The organism is Streptococcus lishijunsis, from assembly GCF_047290665.1.
Taxonomy (GTDB): domain Bacteria; phylum Bacillota; class Bacilli; order Lactobacillales; family Streptococcaceae; genus Streptococcus.
The window spans coordinates 1-22965 of the sequence record NZ_JBLBUC010000005.1 but is presented as its reverse complement, the minus strand read 5'-3'; the positions used below and the strand labels follow the sequence as shown (position 1 = coordinate 22965).

Genomic DNA, 22965 nt, shown 5'->3' with positions numbered 1-22965 from the left:
TAGAAAAGAGGAAAACGATGAAATGGAATGCCATACATCACGTCGCACTGATTGTTTCTGATTATGAAAAATCACGTGCCTTTTATGTGGATATATTAGGCTTTGAGATTATCCGTGAGCACCATCGTCCAGAGCGACATGACTACAAGTTAGATTTACGTTGTGGATCAGTAGAGTTGGAGCTGTTTGGCAATAAAAAAGATGCTGCTGATTATCAAGAACCCCCCAAACGCCCTAGTCATCCCGAAGCCTGTGGTCTTAGACACCTTGCGTTTTACGTAGATGATGTGGATGCGTGTAAAAAAGCCTTAGAAGACTTAGGGATTTATGTAGAGCCTGTGCGCCGTGACAGCTTTACAGGTAAGAAAATGACCTTTTTCTTTGATCCAGATGGTCTGCCTTTAGAATTGCACGAATAGAGGAAAACTGTTTTGTAACGACACTCTTGGTAAAAGATGGTATAATAGGATATCAGATTTTTTGAAAAACTAGGAAATAATCATAAACGAGGATATCATATGCTTTTTAAAAAAGTAATGACAATGGTTAGTCTCTTTTTGCTGACCTTTTTGACCATACCAAGAGCTCATGCAGCTACAACGAATCAAGTTCAAGATGTTATCGATGAGTCTTACGTGCAACCAGATTATGTTTTAGGCTATTCGCTATCAGATAGTCAGCGCTCAGAGACCTTATCGCTTTTAGGCTATGAGGAGAAGACCGATACTAGTATCAAGACATTGACGACAAGTGCTTATGCAGTGATTATGGATGTTGCTGACGATAGTAGCTTACAGTTGTATTCGTCTGTGAAGATTAAAAAGTTAGGTGCTTCAAAGGGTTTGACGGTGTCGATTGTGACACCTGAAAATATCACTAAGGTCACAGAAGATATGTATCGTAATGCAGCTGTGACTTTGGGCATTGAGCATGCTGAAATTACGGTAGCCTCGCCTATTGCGGTGACAGGAGAGAGTGCTTTAGCGGGGATTTATTATTCCTTGGAGCAAAATGGTGCTAGTGTCTCTAGTGAGACGAAATCACTAGCACAAGAAGAGCTCAGTGCCCTATCAGATATCAATGCTGAAAATGAAGGCAAGGAAGGTTATGATGCCGATAAGCTCAATGTTGCTATGACTGATATTAAAACAGCTGTCGCTGAAGGAGGAGATAAGTTATCCGAAGCTGATATTCAAAAAATTGTTGACGATACTCTGGCTAATTACGGTTTGACAAACAGTATGACCTCTACACAGATTAACCTAATTGTGAATTTTGCACTTAATTTATCCAAGAGTTCTGTGATTAAAAATAGTCAATTTACAGAAACCTTGACATCCCTAAAAGATAGTATTGTCTCAAATGCTAAGTCAACCTTTAGCGGTATTGATTTACAGTTTGATGCTAGCAGTGCGATTGAGTCAAGTAAGGGCTTTTTAGCTAACTTATGGCAGCATATTGTTAATTTCTTTACAGGATTATTTTCATAAAATAGGAAGCTGGGCGTAAGCTCAGCTTTTTTTGAGAAAACATTGACAGCTTTTTGAAAAATTGATACAATCTTACTACTTTCGGAATTATCTGAAAATAATTAAAAGGGAGAATCTTATGGAAAATCATCATGATAGAGTATCTCGCTGGAAGACACGACTAGCAGCTATGGGACCAGGTATTTTACTAGCATCAGCAGCTGTTGGAGGGTCTCATATTGTCTCATCGACTCAAGCAGGGGCTATTTATGGCTGGCAATTGGCTATTTTGGTATTGGTTATCAATCTAGTCAAATACCCTTTCTTTCGCTTTGGGACGCAATATACGTTGACGACAGGCAAGAGTTTGATTGAAGGCTATGCTGAAAAAGGAAAATGGTATCTTATTTTATTTTTCTTTATGAATATTTTTTCAGCACTTATCAATACAGCAGCAGTTAGTATTTTAGCAGCAGCTATCTTGTATAATATTTTTCCGAGTGGTTTTGGTTTATCTATTTCTCAGTTGACAACAATGATTATTATAGTCACTTGGGCCATGTTGTTGATTGGTGGTTATCGCTTTATTGATGGGCTATCTAAGTGGGTTATGACGGCTCTCACTTTGGCGACAACAGCAGCTGTACTGATTGCTATCTTTCAGCATCGTGAGTATGTCCCAGATTTTAGTGCCCCTAGCCCTTGGCAATTAGCAGCGCTACCGTTTATTGTATCGTTGATGGGGTGGATGCCTGCGCCAATTGAGATTTCAGCCATTAACTCTATGTGGAATGTAGAAAAGCAAAAAAGTGTCAAAGTTTCTTTTGCTGATGGTTTATTTGATTTTAATGTTGGCTATATTGGTACAGCTATCTTAGCCCTTATCTTTTTAGCTTTGGGAGCGTTGATTCAATTTGGTTCTGGAGAGGCTATTCAAGGGGCGAGCGCTGCTTATATTGAACAATTTATCGGGATGTATGCGAGAGCTCTTGGGGATTGGTCACGTTTATTGATTGCATTTATTGCTTTTTTATGTATCTTTGGGACGGTCATTACAGTTATTGATGGTTATTCACGCGCCAATGCAGAGACACTACGCTTATTACGTGGTCAGAAAATGTCATCACCAATGGCATTTAACATATGGATAACAGCAACATCGTTGATTGCGATTGTGATAGTCTTTTTCTTTGCTGGTAATGTAGCGACCATGCTACGTTTTGCCATGATTGCCTCTTTCTTAACCACTCCATTTTTTGCGTATTTAAATTATATGTTGGTGACTAAAGAGGACACTAGCATGCCTAAGTGGTTGCGTTGGCTCTCTATTGTAGGTCTTATTTATCTCTTTGGCTTTGCTCTTTTTTTCCTTTATGCCATTATGATAGGTGCAGTTTAACAGTAGCTTATATAGGCTACTGTTTTTCTATTCTCACTTTCCTTGTAATTAAAGCTTAAAGTGATACAATATAATTATAAAAACATGAGAAAGAGAGATTATCACATGAACGAATTAAAAACATTAGTGCTGGCTAGTATCGGATTGACGTCATTGACCCTTGAAAAAACCAATCAGCTGATTGGTGATTTGGTAGCCAAGGGGCGTTTAACCATAGCTGAGGGTCAAGAGTTGCAAGAAGAGTTGACCAGAAAAAGCAGTGCCAAAGATGAGGCGGAGTTAGGAAGTCTAGCCAAAGAGGATAGGAAAGTTAACTATGCAAGTCAGGCTGATATCACAAGATTAGAAGCTAAGCTTGATAAACTCTTGGCTCAAAACGATAAGAAACACGATGAGTAGTCAGAAACGTTTACGTGAAATTGTGGCAGCTTTCTCTAAAGTCACTTGGAAAGCTATAGGAGATAGAAGAAAATCTGAGCTCAATCAAGAAGGACCTAAACAACTGCGCCTTGCTTTTGAGCAGTTAGGGCCAAGCTTTGTCAAAATCGGTCAAATCTTATCAACACGTAGCGATATACTACCTAAAGCATACGTAGATGAGCTAAGTCAACTACAAAGTCATGTTCTCCCTTTAGATAGTCAATTAGCTTTAGAAGCGATTGAAAAAGAGTTAGGACAACCGCTTGAGAGTGTTTTTTCAGTGATTTATCCAGAACCTTTAGCCAGTGGTTCGGTAGCTCAAACACATCTAGCTAAACTTCATACGGGACAAAAAGTAGTGGTTAAAATCCAGCGTCCCAATCTAGCGAAGGTTGTGACAGAGGATTTAGAGTTACTGATTAAGTTATCAGCTAAGCTACCCAAAAGTTTCATGCCAATGGTTGACTTAGCGCAAGTCTTTAAAGAGTTAAAAGCATCATTATTGTATGAAATTGACTTTAGACATGAAGCGCAGGCTATCTTACGCTTTCAAAAAAATAATGACAGTAACTGTATCGCTTCTCCTAAGCTTTATGAAGCTTATACTACCAAGCAACTTCTGGTTGAAGAGTACATTGATGGTATTGCTATCAATCACTATGAGGCCTTGCTTGCCAGTGGCTATGACTTGGAGGAAATCGGGCGTAAACTAATGCTTAGTTTTATTAAGCAAGTCTTTAAAGATGGTTATTTTCATGGGGATCCTCATCCTGGTAATCTGTTGATTCACCAAGGTAAGATTTATTTCATTGATTTTGGGATTGTTGGGGATTTAGAAGATAGTAAGAAGAGTGCCTTAAATGATATGCTTTATAGTTTTACGACGCAAGATAGTGACGCATTGAGTCGAGCCATTATCGAGCTCACAGGTTACGATAGTTCGCTCAATCCTATCAGTTTTAATAGTGATGTTCAGCATTTACTAGATAAATACGCTAAGCTTGACTTGGGAAAACTCTCTATTACAGCAGTGTTAGAAGATTTACTAGCTCTATTTAGACAACATCATCTGACGATCCCACCTCAGATAACCATTCTGGAAAAAGCCTCCCTGCAGATTGAAGGGCTATTTAGCCATCTAGCTCCGCATCTGAGTTTAATGACTTTAGCCAAGCATTATTTTATAGAGAATATGGGACCAGAGATGTTAGCTGACGCTTTGAATACAGATAATATGCTGATTGCCTTGTTTTACATGCTAAGAAGTGCTAAGCATATGCCACGTCGATTGAATCAACTCCTTGAGCAATTGCTCAATGGACGTTTTCTAGTCACGCATGATTTTTATGGTTATGATAAACGTATCACCATCGTCAAATCTTTACTCAATCGCCTGATTTTAGCGCTTTTAGTGATGACTTTTATGGTGACAGGAGGCTTATTATCGCTCAATGCCCAGTGGAGTGGTTTGATGTATGCTATGTTTGCCCTAGCCTTGGTGATGTTTATAGCTTTGCTATTTAGTTTTTGGCGTTAAAAAACTTGAAATCTCACTAGACAACCGCTAAAATGGATATAGAGAGAAAAGGAGTCGTGATGTGAATAGAGAAGAGATTCGTATCTTTGAGCGTTTGCGATTTGCAGCGCTTTTAACATTTGTCAGCGGTTTTTTAGATGCTTATACCTTTACCACACAAGGACAGCGTTTTGCAGGCTTACAAACAGGTAATTTAATCAATATGATGGTTCATATGACACGGGCTAATGTCTGGCTGTCTTTGACCTATTTGATTCCTGTCTTATTTTTTGCACTTGGTATGGCTGTTAATGTCAGCTTAGAGCGTTGGGTACGTCAAAAGGGTTATCCTTGGCATTTTGTGAGCAGTTGTTTGATTACGTTAGGTGTCTTGAGCGTTGCCCTATATGCTCCCTTTGTTGAGAACAATGCGGTGATTTCAGGTTTGTCGTTTTGTGCAGCCATGCAATTAGGAACCTTTAAGCGTGTACGCGGTCAAGACTATGCGAATATCATGATGATTGGTAATATCAAGCGTGTCGTTGAGCAGATAACTATTGGAAGTTTGACAAGGGATCGTTTTATGATTGTCAAGGGCTTGCATATTTTATGGGTTGTTTTCACGTTTTGTTTGGGAGCTTTTGTGGCAGCTTGCTTGGGAAGATTAGTTGGTGTTAAAGCGCTTTATGCAGTCCTACTGCCTTTGGTGATGATAAATGCTTATTTACTAGCAGAGTTATATGAGAGACCGATTATCCTTAATCTCACCAGAAAAGGTTAGTTTAGTCTATTAGCCATTTAGAGAGCATTTTTCTGAAAAATGGTGTATAATGATATGATATGTTATTAAATCTATCTTGTTATTGTGGGAGGTATTATGCGTTTTGGTAAAAAGCAATTCTATTATGCGGTTAGTTTTTTTGCGCTATGTATTGCTATTTTAAATTATTGGAGTTTTGCATCTGATGTCTTGTGGACCATATTTCGTGCGTCGCAGCCCTTTTTGATAGGGGCAGCAGTTGCCTATATCGTCAATATTGTGATGTCTTTTTATGAATTAGGGTATGAGCGTGTCTTTACGCACAACGTTATGGATAAGTTAAAGCGCCCAGTGTGTATGATACTCGCTTATGCGACCTTTGTGGTTGCTATCACTTGGTTATTTTCGATTATCTTACCTGATTTGATTGCTAGTATCAGCTCACTCTTGACGGTTGGACCTTCCAATATCAACAAGCTTATCAAAGCTATCAATGAAAATCCTCAAGTGTCTAAATTGATTAGCTATGTTGGGACAGATAAGGAAATTATTGCACAGGTGAGCAATTTTGGTCAGCAGGTCTTAAAGCAAGTATTGGCGACGTTGGTCTCATTGATGACCTCAGTAACCTCTATCGCACAGACCTTTATCAATGTCTTTATGAGTGTGATTTTTTCATTTTATGTTTTAGCAAGTAAGGAAAAGTTAGGGCGCCAATGTAATCTTATCATTGATACGTTTACCGGTAAACATGCCAAAACGATTCATTACGTCTTAGGCATTTTACATAAACGGTTTCATGGGTTTATCGTTGGTCAAACCTTAGAAGCGATGATTTTGGGGAGTTTGACAGCTATCGGAATGACTGTGCTACATTTTCCATACGCTAGTACCATAGGTGTTCTTATCGCCTTTACAGCGCTTATCCCTGTTGTAGGTGCTTATATTGGTGTGACGATTGGTTTCTTTTTAATTGTGACTCAGTCAGTGCCTCAAGCTGTTGGTTTTGTTGTTTTTCTTGTGATTTTACAGCAGTTTGAAGGAAATGTCATCTATCCGCGTGTGGTAGGCGGTTCTATTGGACTTCCTGGGATGTGGGTCTTAGTAGCTATCACGATTGGTGGTAGTCTAATGGGACTGTTTGGCATGTTGATTGCAGTACCTCTAGCAGCTAGTCTTTACCAAATGATTAAAGACCAAGTGGCTAAACGTCAATCGGTCGATTTAGATAATCCAGAACAAAAAATAATCACAGAAGTAATTGATTAAAAAATACCTCCACTTAAGTGTTCCTTTACGGATGAATAAGTGGAGGTGTTTTTATGTATTGCATTCAAAGTCAGGGCAAACAACTGTTACCAAGAGAGCGCTTAGAAGCACTAGGAGCTGATAAGCTAAGTAATCAAGAATTACTAGCGATTTTACTTCGTACAGGGACAAGAGAAACCCCTGTTTTAGAAATTTCGACACAGATTATTAGCCAGATAAATTCATTAGCGGACTTTAAACACTTATCTTTACAAGAATTGCAGAAAATAAAGGGAATAGGCAAGGTCAAGTCGGTAGAATTAAAAGCGATGTTGGAGCTAGCTAAGCGTATCCAAGATTCTGATTATCAGCAAAAAGAGCAGATATTAAGTAGTCAACAGTTGGCACGTAAGATGATGTTAGAGCTATCAGATAGTAAACAAGAACACCTGATAGCTATTTATCTCAACACGCAGAATCGTGTGATTGAGCAAAAAACGATTTTTATCGGAACAGTGAGGCGTTCGATAGCAGAGCCACGAGAGATTCTTTATTATGCGTGTAAAAACATGGCGACAAGTCTGATTGTCGTACACAATCACCCGTCAGGGTCTTCAACACCTAGCCAAAATGATGAAGATTTCACGAAAAAAATCAGGGCAGCTTGTGATACCATAGGTATTGTCTGCCTTGATCATATTATTGTAGGACGTCATGAATACTATAGTTTTCGTGAAGAGGGTCTTATTCTGGCTGATTAGAGCTCATTGACAAAGTAATCAAAGAGTGCCATGTCTTTAGGACTATCTTCAATGAGCAACTCAGGATGCCATTGAACCCCTAAAAAGGTAAGATGATCGTCTTTTGAGACAGCCGCTTCGATGACTCCTGTATCGGGGTCAAAAGCAATTGGTTGTAAGGCATCAGCAATTGTTTTGATGCTTTGACGATGAAAAGAGTTGATCTGAGCTTGAGCACCATAAATTTTTGAGAGGACACAATCATTTTTGATGATGACAGGATGCGTCCTGACATTCCCTTCTTCATTTTGCCAATGCCCTTTGATCGCTTGATTCAGACTGCCGCCTAGTGCGACATTCATCAACTGTAAGCCTCGGCAGACACCAAAGATAGGCTTTTTCTGACGAATAGCTTCTTTAATGACAGCCATCTCAAAAATATCACGGTCTCGGAAAAAGTCGGTGTCTGTAGTTTGGCGTTCTTCATGATAATAAGAGGGATCGACATTTTGCCCGCCGATGAGGAGGATTTTATCGACCATTGAGACGTAAGTTTTGGCATCCTCTTCATTGCTGATAGGAAGAAGAAGCGGCAAACCTCCTGCTTGCTGAATAGCCTTGACAAAGCCTGTTGGCGCATATGACCAAGGGATGTTGATGTCTTGTTTGATACGTTGATTGGCTGTGATACCAATAATTGGTTTTGTCATTCCCTCTCCTTCTGTGTTTATGATATTAAGATTGGTTTTGTGATTGGTTCATAAAGTAAAGTAGTGTCTGTAGTTCACTCGTTAAGTCCACATATTGAACAATGACATCCTTAGGCACGCTAAGGTGAATCGGTGAGAAACTCAAGATACCTTTGATACCTGCTTGAACCAAACAGTCAGCGACGTCTTGAGCTTGTGTACTTGGAACAGTCAAAATAGCTGTCTCAATACAGCTTTCTGCCATATGTTCTTTAAGGGTTGAAATACCGTAGATAGCAATACCATCCTCAGTAGTGGTACCGACTAATTCATTGTCATCGCGATCAAATGCCATAGCGATTTGCATTTTGTTACGGTCATGAAAACGGTAATGCAGTAGCGCACGGCCAATATTGCCACATCCTACGAGCATGACGTTAGTGGTTGAGTGGTCGTTTAAAATGTCAGCAAAAAAATCCATTAGTTTTTTGACATCATAACCAAAACCACGACGTCCCAGCTCACCAAAATAAGAAAAGTCACGTCTCACTGTCGCTGAGTCGATACCAATGGCATCAGCGATTTGCTTGGAGCTAGCTTTTTCAAAGTGGTTGGTATTAAAACGTTTAAAAATACGATAGTAAAGCGGCAAGCGTTTGGCAGTCGCTTTAGGAATGGATTTATCAATCGTCATGGTAAGGATACCTCCTAAATATCAATTATGATTAACTTGTCTTTTTCTATATCCTTATTGTATCAAAAACTTTGTGAAAAAAGCAACAAATTGATTTGTTATAAGTGAAAAAATCTTATGATAGCATAAGATTTTTCAAGATGGTGTTTAAAGTGATTTTTTAGTGAAGACTTGTCGCTCTACAAGACTATCCATTAGGAAGTAGAATTTGTCTTGTAAGATACGATGTTTACTATCTTTAAAAATATTAACCAATCGTAGTCCTGATTTATCGGTAATGACTAACTTGAAGGCGCTTAAATCTTTTTTGACCGTAATTTTCAACGGAAAACCCTCACCAGAATTAGGGACTTCTTCGAGTAAGCGAGTGAGCTCGAAATTACCGATTTTGTTTTGGATAAAGGTTGTATCACGTAGTGTGTAAGCCTTTATATTAGGGCTGATAGCGTAGCTATAAGGGCAATCAGCCAGATGAATTTCAGTTTCAAAAGCCATATTAGTTACCTATAATATTTCTAAGTGTTTTAGCGAGCAAGGACAGCTCTTTTTTGGTGTTAAGCTCAGAGAGGCTGATACGGATGGATTCATGTAATCTTGGAGAGTTGTCTCCAAAATAGCTTGCTAGGACATGGCTTGGTGTGACAGCACCAGCAGTACAAGCAGAGCCAGTAGAAACAGCAAAGCCAGCCAAATCTAGCTGAGTCAGGAGCAAGCCATTATGTTGGCCTCTAAAGCCAATATTGATAAGATGAGGAAGTGACTGGGCGCTACTATTGAGGTAGTAATGAACTCCTAAGCTATCAAGCTCTTGTAGGAAATGGTTTTTGAGTTTTGTGACGTTGAGGTAGTTTTCTTCAAGGTGAGCATAGGCTTCCTTGGTAGCTTCTGCCATACCAGCAATACCTACCATATTTTCAGTACTAGCTCGTCTTTTATCTTCTTGGTCGCCTCCATGGATGAATTTATCCATGGATACATCCCCTACATAGAGAAAACCAACACCTTTAGGCCCGTGATATTTATGAGCAGAAGCTGACAAAAGATCAATACCTAACTCTTTGGGTGAGATAGCAATTTTGCCAAAGGCTTGAACAGCATCTACATGAAATGCTGCTTGATGCGTAGAGAGCAACTCTCCAACAACTTTGATAGGAAGAAGATCACCTGTTTCGTTATTAGCGTACATCATGCTGACCAAAATGGTATCCTCACGCAGAGCTTCTTGGACTTGCTCAGGGGTGATATGGCCATCTGTAGCTGGGAGATAAGTCACTTCAAAACCAAAGCGCTTTTCAAGATAGTGCATGGTTTCTAGAACAGCATGGTGTTCGATAGCAGTGGTTATCAGATGTTTTCCTTTGTCTTGATGTGCTAGAGCATAGCCTTTGATGGCGAAGTTGTCGCTTTCAGATCCTCCAGAAGTAAAAATAATATGACGACTAGAGACATCAAGTGCTTGAGCGATTGTCTCACGATAATCTCTGAGACGCTGATTGGCTTTGCGACCAAAATGATGAAGGCTTGAGGGATTACCATAATCATCTGTCAGTTGTTTAGTCATAGCTTCAAGAACATTTGGGCTAATAGCAGTAGTTGCAGCATTGTCAAGATAAATAGGTGTGTGTGTAATAGTAGTCAGATCCTTTCTCATATCACTCAAGTGAGTGTTATTATTAGTCTTTTTGAAAAGCAAATAAAGGGCTTAGTGGGCGACGTTCGTGAATATAAACGATAGCCTTAGCAATTAAGTCAGCAGCAGAGAGGTAAGTGACATTGCTAGGGACGCGCTCTTTGGTTAAGACAGAGTCTGTTACGATAATGTCTTTAATAGGAGAGGCTTCTAGAATATCAGCAGCGCCACCAGCAAAGAGACCGTGGCTAGCAACAGCATAAATATCAGTAGCGCCACCACGCTCCAAAATTTTAGACGCTTCGGCAAAGGTACGTCCTGTATTTAAGATATCATCAATGATAATGGCTTTTTTACCTTCAACATCACCAATGATATAGCCTTCCTCACGAGATGAATCATCTTGTGCATAATCAATGATAGCAATAGGAGCATCTAGGACTTCTGCTAGGCTACGAGCACGTTTGATTCCTGAATTTTTAGGACTAACGATGACGACATCCTCGCCAGTGAGTCCCAAACGGCTATAATGCTCTGCAAAGAGAGGTGTCGTAAAGAGATTATCCACTGGAATGTCAAAGAAACCTTGCACCTGAACAGCATGTAAATCAAGCGTCAAAAGACGATCAACACCAGCTTTGACCAACATATTGGCAACTAATTTAGCAGTGATAGGTTCGCGAGAGGCTGCGATACGGTCTTGTCTAGCATAGCCAAAGTATGGAATGACAACATTGACAGAGTTGGCACTAGCACGCTTACACGCATCAATCATAATCAATAATTCCCAAAGATTGTCATTGACTGGAAAACTAGTCGACTGGATGATGTAAATATCATCACCACGAACGGTTTCCTCAATGTTAATCATAATCTCGCCATCTGAGAACTGACGGCAAGAAACCTTTCCAAGCGGGATTCCTGAGACTTCAGAAATCTTCTCAGCAATTGGAAGGTTGGAAGTGAGTGAAAATAACTTGATAGGTTTGTCGGCATATTGTTCGACCATTTCTTGGAAACTCCTTTAATTATAAACCTTATAAAAGTAATACTTTCATTTTATCAAAAAAGAGGAGAAAATTCACCCTCTAGCGTCAAATTACTTGCTTTATGTTTTCTTATTTGGTATCATTCTAAATAAGAAAACATAAACAAGGAGTTAAAATGCGATTTAGAAAATTTATCATCACGGCACTGATTGGTGTCTTTGCGCTTGTTATGGAGTTTGGCTTTGACCAGCCTCACATTGCTTATCTTTTGGTGGCTATTGCAGGTGGGTGTATGGCATTTGTCATGTTGGTTGATATGATTAAGACGCTTCGTCATGGTCAGTATGGTGTTGACCTTTTAGCTATCGTGGCTATTGTGACGACGCTTTTAGTCGGTGATTACTGGGCGAGTCTGATGATTTTAATCATGCTGACAGGTGGTGAGAGCTTAGAAGAGTACGCAAGCCGTCAGGCTAGTCGAGAACTGCGAGAGCTTTTGGACAATTCACCGCAAGAAGCGCACCTGAAAAAAGGAGAAGACTGGGTAGATGTCCCCGTTGATGACGTAGCGATTGGCGATATTATTTTAGTGAAACCAAACGAGGTCATCCCTATTGACGGTGTGGTAGTGCAAGGAGAGACCAGCGTCAACGAATCTTCTCTGACAGGTGAGTCACTCCTAGTAGATAAAACGATTAACGACGAAGTGCTATCTGGTTCGATAAATGGCGACAATGCCATTCGGATAAAAGCAAGTCGTCTAGCTAAGGACAGTCAGTACCAAGTCTTGGTCAATCTCATCAAGGAAACAGAGCAAAAGCCTGCCCGCTTTGTGCGTCTGGCAGACCGCTATGCGGTGCCATTTACCGTTGCTGCCTTTGTCATTGGTGGGCTTGCTTGGTATATTAGTGGTGATGTCATGCGCTTTGCGCAGGTCTTGGTGGTTGCTTCACCTTGTCCTTTGATTTTAGCAGCGCCCATTGCCTTTGTGGCAGGGATGAGCCGCTCAAGCCGTTCTGGTATTGTCATCAAGTCAGCAACCAGCTTTGAAATGCTTGAAAAAGCAAAACTAATCGCCTTTGACAAGACAGGTACAATCACCAATGGTCAGCTCATGGTGGATAAGATTGTTCCAAATACTGGTGTCTCAAAAGAAGAGCTCTTGCAGATTGCAGCTAGTAGCGAGCAAGAATCTACACACATTTTGGCTCGTTCTTTGGTTGATTACGCTAAACAAGAAGGCATAGACTTGTTACCACTGACTTCTAGTAAAGAGCTAACAGCTATGGGAGTGGAAAGTCAGATTGATGGGCACCTCGTCCGAGCAGGAAAGGCGAGCCTGATGGCTGACTTGCCTAGTGATTTGCAGGCGCATGAGACCGCTATCTACGTCTCAAAAGACGACCACTATCTAGGGTATATCGGCTTTAAGGATACCATTCGCCCAGAGTCTAAGGAAACCATAGAGCGCCTTAAAAATTATGGCATTCAAAACGTGCTTATGCTGACAGGGGATAAAAAAGCTGTCGCTGAAAAAGTCGCCAAAGAAGTGGGTATCACACAAGTGCAGGCAGAGTGTCTGCCCCAAGATAAAATCAAACGTCTGCAGGACGCTCCAAGTGATCAACACCCAACAGTCATGGTAGGAGATGGGGTCAATGACGCTCCAGCGCTTGTCGCAGCTGATGTCGGCATTGCCATGGGAGCGCACGGTGCGACAACGGCTAGTGAAAATGCAGATGTTGTCATCCTCCAAGATGACCTCAGTAAAGTGGCTGGCTTGGTTGGTATCTCAAAAGATACGTTGCTTGTGGCAAAACAGTCTGTATGGATTGGTCTTGGTATTTGTTTCCTATTGATGTTGATAGCAAGTACTGGTGTTATCCCAGCTTTACTAGGTGCTATTTTACAGGAGGTTATTGATACCATATCTATTTTATCAGCGCTAAGAGCGAGAAAAGACAGATAAAAACAGCTAATTCTAGCTGTTTTTATCTGTCTTTTGGTGTCTAAGTGTGGCACTGAATCTGGCAACCTTGCTTTTAGCGTATTTAAAATTGATACTTTGCTCGGCTAAGAAGTGGTCAAAATCATCCTTACCTTTTTTAGCGTCAAGCACTTCTAGCTCAAGCTCATAATCACGAATGCCAGCGTATTGATTGTCATCTAAAGCCATGAGCCCAATCGCCGTTTGGCATTCTCGTCTAGTGGTAGTGAGATAGCCAAAAACAGCTAACTGACTTGGGTCAACCCCTTGGTCTTTGATACGCTTTGTGATGTCATTTTCGGGCAATTGTCCTGTTTTAATCATCTCTTTAGCCTCATCAATAGGCAGAGCGATATTGTACTCCCAGTTGCCGACATCTTTTGGGATTTTTAGGGTCAACTCGGCTGCGTTTGAGATGGTGCGGATACGCAATGACATGCGGTGGGCTTTCATGTCGAAGTTTTCAGTATCAAAGTAGTAGTTGGTTTGTGTGACAGGTGCTACGTGTGAAAATTGCGCCTTGAGACGATTAAACTCGTCTTTTGTCAGCATCGTTTTAAATTCTATCTCAAGATGGTTCATAGTTCACGTCCTTTGGAAATTTTATGGTATAATAAACGTTAAGTTTATTTTATAAGAAATTGGCTCATTTGACAAGGTTTTGTCATGGGCTTAGAGGAGAGAGTGTATGGGCATGGACTGGGAAACCTTTTTAGACCCTTATATCCAGACAGTTGGTGAGTTGAAAATCAAGCTGAGAAGTATTCGCAAGCAATTTCGTAAGCAAAATAAACACTCGCCCATCGAGTTTGTGACAGGACGTGTCAAGTCTATTGAGAGTATTAAGGAAAAGATGGTCTTGCGTGATATTCGTTTTGAAAATCTAGCGACGGATTTGCAGGATATTGCTGGGCTTCGTATTATGGTACAGTTTGTCGATGATGTTGATGAAGTGTTAGAGTTACTTCGATCTCGTCGTGATATGACAATTGTACAGGAGCGAGACTATATCAAGAATATGAAGTCAAGCGGTTATCGCTCATATCATGTTATTGTGGAGTACCCTGTAGATACCATTCATGGGCAAAAGCGTGTATTGGCTGAGATTCAGATTAGAACCTTAGCGATGAATTTTTGGGCAACAATTGAGCACTCGCTCAATTACAAATACCAAGGGGAATTTCCAAAGGAAATCAAAAAACGTCTTGAGGTGATGGCAAAGATTGCTTTGGAGCTGGACGAGGAGATGCGTAAGATTCGTGAAGATATTCGTGAGGCGCAGCTCTTATTTGATCCTGAAAATCGAAAGTTGAGTGATGGTGTAGGAAATAGTGATGACACAGATGAATTATACCGATAATCCGACAAGAGTAGCGATTATCAGCAATGGCAAATATCAGAGTAGAAAAGTAGCAGGGAAGCTTTTTAGTGTTTTTCGTGACGCGAGTGATTTTTACCTAACAAAGAAAAATCCAGATGTTGTGATTAGTATTGGTGGCGACGGCATGCTTTTGTCAGCTTTTCATATGTATGAAAAACACTTAGACAGTGTTCGTTTTGTTGGGATTCACACAGGGCATTTGGGATTTTATACCGATTATCGTGATTTTGAAGCGGATATGCTGGTTGAGAATTTGCGACAAGATACAGGAGAAAGTGTTTCTTATCCGATATTAAAAGTCAAGGTCACTTTAGGAGATGGTCGTATTATCAAAGGGCGCGCGCTCAATGAATCGACCCTAAAGCGTATCGAAAAAACGATGGTGACGGATGTTTTTATCAACAATGTCAAGTTTGAGCGATTTCGAGGAGATGGCTTATCGGTATCAACACCAACAGGTAGCACTGCTTACAATAAATCCTTGGGAGGAGCTATTTTACATCCTACTGTCGAAGCATTGCAGCTGACAGAGATTTCAAGTCTTAACAATCGTGTTTATCGCACAATAGGCTCTTCTCTTATCATTCCCAAAGAAGAGACAATAAAGGTTATTCCTAAGCGCTTGGGGCTCTATACGATTTCCATTGATAATAAAACCATGCAGTATCGTAATGTCCAAAAAGTAGAGTATTCTCTGGATAATCAAAAAATCCATTTTGTGGCAACACCTAACCATACAAGCTTTTGGGAGCGTGTCAAGGATGCGTTTATCGGAGAATTGGATTCATGAGATTTGAGTTTGTAGCAGACCGTCGTACCAAGGTCAAAACGTTTTTAAAAGGACACGATATTTCAAAAGGACTTCTAGCTAAGATTAAGTTTAAGGGGGGTCATATCTGGGTCAATGGCAAGGAAGAAAATGCTATCTATCTCCTTGAAGTGGGTGATAAGGTGGCGATTGACATTCCTGATGAATTGCCACATGATACACTGCAACCTGTTGTTAGTCCGTTAGATATTGTCCATGAAGATGAGCATTTTTTGGTGTTAAATAAACCTTTTGGCGTTGCCAGTATTCCTAGTAAGCTCCATTCTAATACGATTGCTAATTTTGTTAAAGCTTATTATGTTGAAAACCATTATCCCAATCAGCAGGTTCATATTGTAACCAGGCTTGATAAGGACACAAGCGGTTTGATGTTGTTTGCCAAACACGGTTATGCACACGCGCGTCTAGATAAGCAATTGCAGCAAAAAACGATTGAAAAGCGCTATTATGCCTTGGTTTCTGGTAATGGGGAATTAGCAGATGAAGGGGATATTATAGCGCCGATTGCCAGAGATGAGGATAGCATTATTACAAGAAAAGTAGATCCGTCTGGAAAGTATGCTCACACTAGCTATAAAGTTATTGAGCGCTTTGGAGATGTGTATTTAGTCGATGTATGGCTACACACAGGTCGTACTCATCAAATTCGTGTGCATTTTGCCCATATTGGTTTTCCGCTTTTGGGCGATGATTTGTACGGCGGGAGGATGGATCTTGGTATCACTCGCCAAGCTTTGCATTGTCATTCTCTTAGATTTACAGACCCTTTCACAAAAAAGCAGCGCTGTCATGAAATTGGCTTGACAGATGATTTTGATAGCGTTATCATAGAACTGAAAGAAAATAATAGAAGGAGTTGACTATGCGCTCTTTATTTGGAACTTTACGTGAAAAAGTAGCTAGTAACTATGTCAAGATTGTCTTTCCAGAGGGAAATGACGACCGTGTCTTGCGAGCTGCAGCACGCCTTAAGTTTGAAGGCTTGATTGACCCTGTGATCCTCGGTGAATATGACGAGGTGCACGACTCACTAGCTCGTCTAGGCTTTGTAGACCAAGACTACACCATTATCAATCCCAATGACTACGCAGACTTTGAGAACATGAAAGAAGCCTTTGTTGAGATTAGAAAAGGAAAAGCGACCCTAGAGGATGCGGATCGTCTCTTGCGTGATGTTAATTATTTTGGGGTCATGTTAGTCAAGATGGGCTTGGCTGATGGTATGGTGTCTGGAGCCATTCACTCAACAGCTGATACAGTTCGCCCTGCTCTTCAAATCATCAAGACAAAACCAGGCATTTCAAGAACCTCAGGCGTCTTTTTGATGAACCGTGAGTCAACAGATCACCGTTTTATCTTTGCAGATTGTGCGATCAATATCGACCCAAATGCACAAGAATTGGCTGAGATTGCTGTCAATACAGCAGAAACAGCTGCTATTTTTGACATTGATCCCAAAGTTGCTATGTTAAGCTTTTCAACTAAGGGAAGTGCTAAAGCCCCACAAGTGACCAAGGTCCAAGAAGCAACGCAATTGGCTAAAGATATGGCGCCTGATTTGTGTATTGATGGCGAGTTGCAGTTTGATGCGGCCTTTTTCCCAGAGACGGCTGCTATTAAAGCACCTGGCAGTCCTGTGGCTGGTCAAGCTAATGTCTTTATCTTCCCAGATTTACAATCTGGGAATATCGGCTACAAGTTGACGCAAAGACTTGGTATGTTTGAAGCGATAGGTCCTATTTTACAAGGTCTTAATGCGCCTGTGAACGACTTATCACGAGGATCAAGTGCTGAGGATATCTATAAACTATCGATTATCACAGCAGCGCAAGCTTTAGACGCGCGTGATTAGAAATAGCAACGAGTAAAGGAGCCTTGTCTCCTTTTTCATTTGAAAAAAGTAATAGAGGTGAACAGATGACAACGGTATTATTAACAGGAGCATCGGCTGGTTTTGGGCGTGCCATAGCTAAGCGTTTAGTAGCTGATGGTTGTAGAGTGATTGGTGCTGCTAGGCGTATGGATAAACTGGATGCTCTCGCCAAAGAACTAGGGGCCGCCTTTTACCCTCTTGAAATGGATATTTGTTCTCAAGAATCGGTAGATAAAGCTCTAGCTAGCTTATCAAAAGAATGGAAAAACATTGATGTTCTGATAAATAACGCAGGCTTGGCGCTGGGGCTTGATAAAGCCTATGAAGCAGATATCAAGGACTGGCTGACCATGATTGATACCAATATTGTTGGGCTTGTTTATGTGACCAGAAAGATCCTGCCTAGGATGGTTGATCATCATAAAGGATTGATTATCAATATCGGCTCAACAGCAGGGAGCGTTGCTTATCCAGGTGCTAATGTATATGGAGCGAGTAAAGCTTTCGTCAAGCAATTCTCACTTAATCTTCGAGCAGACCTTGCTGGAACGCGTATTCGTGTGTCTAATATCGAGCCTGGTCTTTGTGAGGGGACGGAATTTTCCAGTGTGCGCTTTAAGGGAGATCAAAAGAAAGTAGAGGCTTTGTATAAAGGGGCGAATGCCATAACGCCAGTAGATATTGCAGAGACAGTTGCTTGGATTCTAAAGCAACCAGAGCATGTCAATATCAATCGTATCGAGATGATGCCTACTTCCCAGACATTTGGTGCACAACCTGTCCATAGAGACTTGTAGAGAAAATAATAAAAAAATGATAATTTTCATGACAAATTGATGTTATTTTGATGACAAAAAAGCCCTGTTTATTTAAGCAAGGGCTTTTATTAAGGCTTTATGTGAAGATTGATTTGTAATACTTTAATTATTGTGAATTGTTAGAAAATAATTAGGTCTTTTCTTTTTGAAAGCGTGTGCTATAATTGTCTGGTCATTAAGGAACAGGAGGTTTTTCACGATGACAGATGATGCACACAATGCTTTTAATAAAGCTAGTAAGGCAGGATTTTTAGTGGCTTTGGGTATTGTCTATGGTGATATTGGGACAAGTCCTCTTTATACGATGCAGTCTTTGGTTGTTAATCAAGGAGGCGGTAAAGCCATTGATGAATTCTTTATCTTAGGCTCCATTTCTTTGATTATTTGGACATTGACGTTGGTGACGACGATTAAGTATGTGGTCATTGCCCTTAAAGCAGATAATCATCATGAAGGCGGTATCTTTTCCCTTTATACGCTTGTGCGAAAGATGAGTCCTTGGTTGATTATTCCTGCGATGATAGGCGGGGCGACCTTGTTGTCAGATGGGGCGATGACGCCTGCGGTAACAGTGACCACAGCGATAGAGGGGTTAAAGGCAGTTCCTTTTTTGAGTGCTTTTTATAGTAATCAAAGTCATGTGATTTTGACTACCTTATTGATTTTAGGGTTGCTGTTTAGCATACAACGTTTTGGGACGAATTTGATTGGGAAATTATTTGGTCCTGTGATGTTTGTATGGTTTATGGTCTTAGCCATCAGTGGCTTAGTCAATAGTCTGGGATATATGGAGGTCTTTAAGGCGATCAATCCTTATTATGCCATTTCTTTTCTGATGAGCCCAGATAATCATCGCGGTATTTTTATTTTAGGGTCTATCTTTTTGGCAACGACAGGGGCTGAAGCTCTTTATTCTGATCTTGGTCATGTCGGTAGAGGTAATATCTATGTGTCTTGGCCTTTTGTCAAGCTCTCTATTGTATTATCTTATTGTGGTCAAGGTGCTTGGTTGCTGGCTCATCCAGAAGAGGCCGACCTTAATCCGTTTTTTGCAAGTGTACCGACTAGTTTTCGTTTGAGCTTGGTTGTTTTAGCGACTCTGGCAGCGATCATTGCTTCACAAGCTTTAATATCAGGTTCTTTTACACTGGCAGCTGAGGCAATGCGTTTGAAGTTATTCCCGCTGTTTAGAACCATCTATCCAGGTGAGCGTCTCGGCCAAACTTATATCCCTATCATTAACTGGTCTTTATTTATCGTGACGACACTGACTGTTCTCTTTTTTAAGACCTCTTCACAAATGGAGGCGGCTTATGGCTTAGCGATCACCGTAACCATGTTGATGACGACTATTTTGTTGACGTACTATCTTATCAAAAAAGGTCAAAAACCTGTTGTCGCAGTTAGCTTGATGTCTTTTTTTGCCCTTATTGAAAGTGTCTTTTTCCTTGCTTCTATTATCAAGTTTTTCCAAGGTGGCTATATTGTTGTGTTATTAACCTTATGTATTTTAGCCATTATGACTATTTGGTACAAAGGGGCTGAGATTATCTCTAATCATGTGAAATTACTCGATTTGAAAGAATACATTCCTCAATTAAGACAGCTAAAAGATGATGAGAGGTATTCTCTTTATCAGACAAATATCGTTTATATGACCAATCGGCTAGAAGGCGATATGATTGACCGCTCTATCTTGTACTCTATTTTAGATAAGCATCCTAAGCGGGCTTGTGTTTATTGGTTTGTTACGGTAAATGTCACTGATGAGCCTTATGGTGCTAGCTATACGGTAGATACCATGGGGACAGACTTTATCGTTAAATTAGAGTTGCAATTAGGTTTTCGAATGCGTCAAGTTGTTCCCAAATACCTCAGAACCATTGTTCAAGAGTTGATGGCTAGTGGACGCATAGCCAAGCAAATACAGACCTATACGATTGATGAAGGACGAGAAGTAGGAGATTTTCGCTTTGTTGTGTTAGATGAACGTGTCGAAGAGACCGCAGGTCTTTCTTTAAGAGACAGCCTTATCTTACAGCTAAAAGCTAGTATCAAACACTGGACAGCTAGTCCTATCAAGTGGTTTGCTCTCCAATTTACGGATGTGACTTTGGAGCCTGTTCCGATTATGATTGATAGCCCAAGAGGCTTTGAGATAAGTGAGCGGACGCCTTACAGCTCAAAACCATCGTCTGACATGGAGGGACCAGACGTCACATCAGACCAGCCGACAAGAGCTTGTCCCGACTCAGCTAAATAACTTTCTAATAAAGGTTTTATATCTTGTGCCAACCGCAAATAACCGAGCGGTTGGTTTTTAGTATCTGTGACTGAGTAGTAAGAATCCATCATCAGCGTATCAAAGCTGAGATTGGCTTGAGTCATATGCAGGGATTTGCTCTTTGTGTGCTGAAGCTGTGTTTTAAACCAGCTATCCAAAGATTCTTCTGCTTGAAATGGCTCAAGAGGTGCTAGAGGTGCTTGATTAGAGTAGAAGACACTCCCTTTTTTATCATATAAGCTTAGGCGATAAGGGAGATTGTCAAGTAACGAAAAAGCCAAGTGATAGTAAAAATCGCTCAACTGTGCGGCTAGACGGATAAGGGCTTTAGGATTTGAAAAATCCTCATGATTGGCTAAGATAGTATCCTCTTTATCTGTAAAGCTAAAAAGCAGTTGGTGATGCGTTTGATTGAGCGCAGAAAAGCTAAAGATAGCGTCAACGTCATCAGTAGCAAAAGAGCTAGGCTTGGGCTTGATACTTATCTCAAAGAGATAAGTAAAGCTTTCTGCTAGTTGGGTAAAATAGTGTTCTTGCTCGGCAGATTCAGCCAAGGCTAAAATAGATAGTTGTTTCATAAATTCATCATAACGATTTTTAAGCAAAGACGCAAGCTAAGTGTTTTAGTTTTCCATAGGATAGTATTAAGAAAAAGCGCTATAATACTATCTCTTTAACAAAGAAAAGACTATACTTTAGATACTTAGACAAAAGGAGGACAATCGATGTTACATAAAAAGCTAAAACCGTTTCCAGACTCTTTTTTGTGGGGAGCTTCTACCTCAGCCTATCAAGTGGAAGGTGCTGCTCTTGAGGATGGCAAGGGACCGTCTTGTCAAGATGTCAAGGATATTCCTGAAGGGACCTCGGATTTGTCGGTCTCTGTGGATCATTACCATCATTATAAAGAAGATATCGCTCTAATGGCTGAGATGGGCTTTAAGTCGTATCGGTTTTCGATTTCTTGGTCACGTATCTTACCAGATGGTGTGGGAGTAGTTAATGAAGCAGGTGTGGATTTTTACAATCGCTTGATTGATGAGTGTCTGAGCTATGGTATAGAGCCTATTGTGACGATGTTTCATTTTGATATGCCTGCTAAGTTAGATGAGCGAGGCTCTTGGAGTAAGCGAGAATCAGTAGATTGGTTTCTTGAGTTTGCGCGTGTTTTATTTGAACGTTTTGGGGATCGTGTCAAGTATTGGTTGACGATCAATGAGCAAAATATGTTGACTTTAGTAGGACCTATCATTGGGACACTTCATGTACCAGAAGGGACAAGTAACCTTACAAAAGAAATCTATCAGCAAAATCATCATCAATTGGTGGCGCAAGCTAAAGCAATGCAGCTCTGTCATGAGATGTTGCCAGATGCAAAGATTGGTCCAGCGCCAAATATTTCCTTGACTTATGCAGCTAGTGCCAAACCTGAAGATGTCATTGCAGCTCAAAATAATAATGCGATTCGTAATTGGCTTTATTTAGATATGGCAGTTTATGGTGTTTATAATAATCTTGTGTGGGCGTATTTGGAGGAGATGGATGCTACACCTGTCTTTGAAGTAGGTGACAAAGAAGTGCTACGAGCTGCCAAACCAGATTTTATCGGCTTTAATTACTATAATACGGCAACGGTTGAGCAAAGTAATGGTAGTGAGACACTAGACCCTGGGGCAGATCAACAGTCTGCTCGTGGTGAAGCTGGCTTTTATCGTGGGGTTGATAACCCTTATCTTCAAAAGACAGCCTTTGGCTGGGAAATTGACCCTGTCGGTTTTAGAGCGACGATGAGAGAGATTTATAGTCGTTATCGTCTGCCTCTTTTAGTCACCGAAAATGGTCTAGGGGCTTATGATGAGCTGACAGCTGATGGTAAGGTGCATGATTCTTACCGCATTGACTATCTGCGCCAGCATATTGCTCAAATCCAAGAGGCCATCACTGATGGTGTTGAGATGTTAGGTTATAATCCTTGGTCTGCTATTGATTTGATTTCAACGCATGAGGGTATCAAAAAGCGCTACGGCTTTATCTATGTTGATCGTGATGAGTTTGATTTAAAAACGTTGAAACGTTATCGTAAAGATTCCTTTTATTGGTATCAAAAAGTCATTGCCTCAAATGGTCAAGACTTAAACGATTAGGTGATCGTTTATTATACACAGATTAAAAACCGTCTCCAATAATGAACTGCACCCCAAAAGTTAGACATAAAATCTAACAATTGGGGTGCTTTTCT

23 protein-coding genes are annotated in these 22965 nt (G+C 40.6%); 16 read left to right on the top strand and 7 right to left on the bottom strand.

What is annotated here, in order from left to right; translation table 11 throughout:
* Positions 1-17 precede the first annotated feature (17 nt).
* From gloA2 to radC, 8 genes are all read left to right on the top strand, one after another.
* Entirely contained in the window at positions 18-419 is a 402-nt protein-coding gene (gloA2, locus tag ACLN19_RS03540) for an SMU1112c/YaeR family gloxylase I-like metalloprotein (RefSeq protein WP_413383356.1), read from the top strand.
* 99 nt (positions 420-518) lie between these two features.
* Entirely contained in the window at positions 519-1490 is a 972-nt protein-coding gene (locus ACLN19_RS03535) for a DUF1002 domain-containing protein (protein WP_413383354.1), read from the top strand.
* 118 nt (positions 1491-1608) lie between these two features.
* Entirely contained in the window at positions 1609-2868 is a 1260-nt protein-coding gene (locus tag ACLN19_RS03530) for an NRAMP family divalent metal transporter (protein ID WP_413383352.1), read from the top strand.
* A 105-nt stretch (positions 2869-2973) separates the two neighbouring features.
* Complete coding sequence (locus ACLN19_RS03525) at positions 2974-3267, top strand: hypothetical protein (protein WP_413383350.1); 294 nt, start codon at positions 2974-2976, stop codon at positions 3265-3267.
* On the top strand, positions 3260-4825 hold the full coding sequence (locus tag ACLN19_RS03520; protein ID WP_413383348.1) for an ABC1 kinase family protein: 1566 nt from the start codon (positions 3260-3262) through the stop codon (positions 4823-4825). Before ACLN19_RS03525 ends, ACLN19_RS03520 begins: the two co-directional genes overlap by 8 nt.
* Before the next feature lie 61 nt (positions 4826-4886).
* On the top strand, positions 4887-5585 hold the full coding sequence (locus tag ACLN19_RS03515) for a YoaK family protein (protein ID WP_413383346.1): 699 nt from the start codon (positions 4887-4889) through the stop codon (positions 5583-5585).
* 96 nt (positions 5586-5681) lie between these two features.
* Positions 5682-6833, top strand: coding sequence for an AI-2E family transporter (locus tag ACLN19_RS03510; protein WP_413383344.1), 1152 nt, complete (start codon positions 5682-5684; stop codon positions 6831-6833).
* A 53-nt stretch (positions 6834-6886) separates the two neighbouring features.
* Entirely contained in the window at positions 6887-7573 is a 687-nt protein-coding gene (gene radC / locus ACLN19_RS03505; protein WP_413383342.1) for a RadC family protein, read from the top strand.
* On the opposite strand, the gene ACLN19_RS03500 is transcribed toward radC, so the two are convergent.
* From ACLN19_RS03500 to ACLN19_RS03480, 5 genes are all read right to left on the bottom strand, one after another.
* Positions 7570-8262 (bottom strand): gamma-glutamyl-gamma-aminobutyrate hydrolase family protein, encoded by a 693-nt coding sequence (locus ACLN19_RS03500; protein WP_413383340.1) that lies wholly within the window; start codon positions 8260-8262, stop codon positions 7570-7572. The genes radC and ACLN19_RS03500 overlap by 4 nt on opposite strands.
* Before the next feature lie 25 nt (positions 8263-8287).
* Complete coding sequence (locus ACLN19_RS03495) at positions 8288-8935, bottom strand: redox-sensing transcriptional repressor Rex (RefSeq protein WP_413383338.1); 648 nt, start codon at positions 8933-8935, stop codon at positions 8288-8290.
* Between the two features lie 147 nt (positions 8936-9082).
* Positions 9083-9430, bottom strand: coding sequence for a DUF1831 domain-containing protein (locus ACLN19_RS03490; protein WP_413383336.1), 348 nt, complete (start codon positions 9428-9430; stop codon positions 9083-9085).
* A 1-nt stretch (position 9431) separates the two neighbouring features.
* Complete coding sequence (locus tag ACLN19_RS03485) at positions 9432-10586, bottom strand: cysteine desulfurase family protein (RefSeq protein WP_413383333.1); 1155 nt, start codon at positions 10584-10586, stop codon at positions 9432-9434.
* Between the two features lie 22 nt (positions 10587-10608).
* Positions 10609-11574, bottom strand: coding sequence for a ribose-phosphate diphosphokinase (locus ACLN19_RS03480; RefSeq protein ID WP_413383331.1), 966 nt, complete (start codon positions 11572-11574; stop codon positions 10609-10611).
* 155 nt (positions 11575-11729) lie between these two features.
* Here ACLN19_RS03480 and ACLN19_RS03475 point away from each other — a divergent pair, with 155 nt between their 5' ends.
* Entirely contained in the window at positions 11730-13523 is a 1794-nt protein-coding gene (locus ACLN19_RS03475) for a heavy metal translocating P-type ATPase (protein ID WP_413383329.1), read from the top strand.
* A gap of 12 nt (positions 13524-13535) precedes the next feature.
* Here ACLN19_RS03475 and ACLN19_RS03470 read toward each other — a convergent pair whose 3' ends face one another.
* Positions 13536-14123: a CYTH domain-containing protein gene (locus ACLN19_RS03470; protein WP_369908629.1), complete on the bottom strand. Its 588-nt coding sequence runs from the start codon at positions 14121-14123 to the stop codon at positions 13536-13538.
* A 106-nt stretch (positions 14124-14229) separates the two neighbouring features.
* Here ACLN19_RS03470 and yjbM point away from each other — a divergent pair, with 106 nt between their 5' ends.
* The 6 genes from yjbM to ACLN19_RS03440 all read left to right on the top strand — a co-directional run bounded on the left by yjbM (position 14230) and on the right by ACLN19_RS03440 (position 20705).
* Positions 14230-14901: a GTP diphosphokinase gene (gene yjbM / locus ACLN19_RS03465; protein ID WP_413383327.1), complete on the top strand. Its 672-nt coding sequence runs from the start codon at positions 14230-14232 to the stop codon at positions 14899-14901.
* On the top strand, positions 14876-15712 hold the full coding sequence (locus ACLN19_RS03460) for an NAD kinase (RefSeq protein WP_413383325.1): 837 nt from the start codon (positions 14876-14878) through the stop codon (positions 15710-15712). The genes yjbM and ACLN19_RS03460 overlap by 26 nt, the downstream gene beginning before the upstream one ends.
* Complete coding sequence (locus ACLN19_RS03455) at positions 15709-16611, top strand: RluA family pseudouridine synthase (RefSeq protein ID WP_413383323.1); 903 nt, start codon at positions 15709-15711, stop codon at positions 16609-16611. Before ACLN19_RS03460 ends, ACLN19_RS03455 begins: the two co-directional genes overlap by 4 nt.
* 2 nt (positions 16612-16613) lie before the next feature.
* Positions 16614-17603, top strand: coding sequence for a phosphate acetyltransferase (gene pta / locus ACLN19_RS03450; protein ID WP_413383321.1), 990 nt, complete (start codon positions 16614-16616; stop codon positions 17601-17603).
* A 65-nt stretch (positions 17604-17668) separates the two neighbouring features.
* Positions 17669-18421 carry an SDR family oxidoreductase gene (locus ACLN19_RS03445; RefSeq protein WP_413383319.1) on the top strand — a complete coding sequence of 251 codons (753 nt, stop codon included), beginning with the start codon at positions 17669-17671 and terminating at the stop codon, positions 18419-18421.
* A gap of 220 nt (positions 18422-18641) precedes the next feature.
* Positions 18642-20705 carry a KUP/HAK/KT family potassium transporter gene (locus ACLN19_RS03440; protein ID WP_413383317.1) on the top strand — a complete coding sequence of 688 codons (2064 nt, stop codon included), beginning with the start codon at positions 18642-18644 and terminating at the stop codon, positions 20703-20705.
* On the opposite strand, the gene ACLN19_RS03435 is transcribed toward ACLN19_RS03440, so the two are convergent.
* Positions 20618-21304, bottom strand: a complete 687-nt coding sequence (locus ACLN19_RS03435; RefSeq protein WP_413383315.1) for a hypothetical protein — start codon at positions 21302-21304, stop codon at positions 20618-20620. The two genes, ACLN19_RS03440 and ACLN19_RS03435, sit on opposite strands and share 88 nt — an antisense overlap.
* Positions 21305-21451: 147 nt before the next feature.
* On the opposite strand from ACLN19_RS03435, the gene ACLN19_RS03430 reads away from it, so the two are divergent.
* The gene (locus tag ACLN19_RS03430) at positions 21452-22870 is read left to right on the top strand and encodes a glycoside hydrolase family 1 protein (RefSeq protein ID WP_413383313.1); all 1419 of its coding nucleotides are present in this window, start codon (positions 21452-21454) and stop codon (positions 22868-22870) included.
* Positions 22871-22965: the final 95 nt, after the last annotated feature.

Bases quoted from the DNA above. Each gene is read 5' to 3' on its own strand.
- gloA2 (WP_413383356.1), top strand. From the start codon at position 18: ATGAAATGGAATGCCATACATCACGTCGCACTGATTGTTTCTGATTAT.
- ACLN19_RS03535 (WP_413383354.1), top strand. From the start codon at position 519: ATGCTTTTTAAAAAAGTAATGACAATGGTTAGTCTCTTTTTGCTGACC.
- ACLN19_RS03530 (WP_413383352.1), top strand. From the start codon at position 1,609: ATGGAAAATCATCATGATAGAGTATCTCGCTGGAAGACACGACTAGCA.
- ACLN19_RS03525 (WP_413383350.1), top strand. From the start codon at position 2,974: ATGAACGAATTAAAAACATTAGTGCTGGCTAGTATCGGATTGACGTCA.
- ACLN19_RS03520 (WP_413383348.1), top strand. From the start codon at position 3,260: ATGAGTAGTCAGAAACGTTTACGTGAAATTGTGGCAGCTTTCTCTAAA.
- ACLN19_RS03510 (WP_413383344.1), top strand. From the start codon at position 5,682: ATGCGTTTTGGTAAAAAGCAATTCTATTATGCGGTTAGTTTTTTTGCG.
- radC (WP_413383342.1), top strand. From the start codon at position 6,887: ATGTATTGCATTCAAAGTCAGGGCAAACAACTGTTACCAAGAGAGCGC.
- ACLN19_RS03500 (WP_413383340.1), bottom strand. From the start codon at position 8,262: ATGACAAAACCAATTATTGGTATCACAGCCAATCAACGTATCAAACAA.
- ACLN19_RS03495 (WP_413383338.1), bottom strand. From the start codon at position 8,935: ATGACGATTGATAAATCCATTCCTAAAGCGACTGCCAAACGCTTGCCG.
- ACLN19_RS03490 (WP_413383336.1), bottom strand. From the start codon at position 9,430: ATGGCTTTTGAAACTGAAATTCATCTGGCTGATTGCCCTTATAGCTAC.
- ACLN19_RS03485 (WP_413383333.1), bottom strand. From the start codon at position 10,586: ATGAGAAAGGATCTGACTACTATTACACACACACCTATTTATCTTGAC.
- ACLN19_RS03480 (WP_413383331.1), bottom strand. From the start codon at position 11,574: ATGGTCGAACAATATGCCGACAAACCTATCAAGTTATTTTCACTCACT.
- ACLN19_RS03475 (WP_413383329.1), top strand. From the start codon at position 11,730: ATGCGATTTAGAAAATTTATCATCACGGCACTGATTGGTGTCTTTGCG.
- ACLN19_RS03470 (WP_369908629.1), bottom strand. From the start codon at position 14,123: ATGAACCATCTTGAGATAGAATTTAAAACGATGCTGACAAAAGACGAG.
- yjbM (WP_413383327.1), top strand. From the start codon at position 14,230: ATGGGCATGGACTGGGAAACCTTTTTAGACCCTTATATCCAGACAGTT.
- ACLN19_RS03460 (WP_413383325.1), top strand. From the start codon at position 14,876: ATGACACAGATGAATTATACCGATAATCCGACAAGAGTAGCGATTATC.
- ACLN19_RS03455 (WP_413383323.1), top strand. From the start codon at position 15,709: ATGAGATTTGAGTTTGTAGCAGACCGTCGTACCAAGGTCAAAACGTTT.
- pta (WP_413383321.1), top strand. From the start codon at position 16,614: ATGCGCTCTTTATTTGGAACTTTACGTGAAAAAGTAGCTAGTAACTAT.
- ACLN19_RS03445 (WP_413383319.1), top strand. From the start codon at position 17,669: ATGACAACGGTATTATTAACAGGAGCATCGGCTGGTTTTGGGCGTGCC.
- ACLN19_RS03440 (WP_413383317.1), top strand. From the start codon at position 18,642: ATGACAGATGATGCACACAATGCTTTTAATAAAGCTAGTAAGGCAGGA.
- ACLN19_RS03435 (WP_413383315.1), bottom strand. From the start codon at position 21,304: ATGAAACAACTATCTATTTTAGCCTTGGCTGAATCTGCCGAGCAAGAA.
- ACLN19_RS03430 (WP_413383313.1), top strand. From the start codon at position 21,452: ATGTTACATAAAAAGCTAAAACCGTTTCCAGACTCTTTTTTGTGGGGA.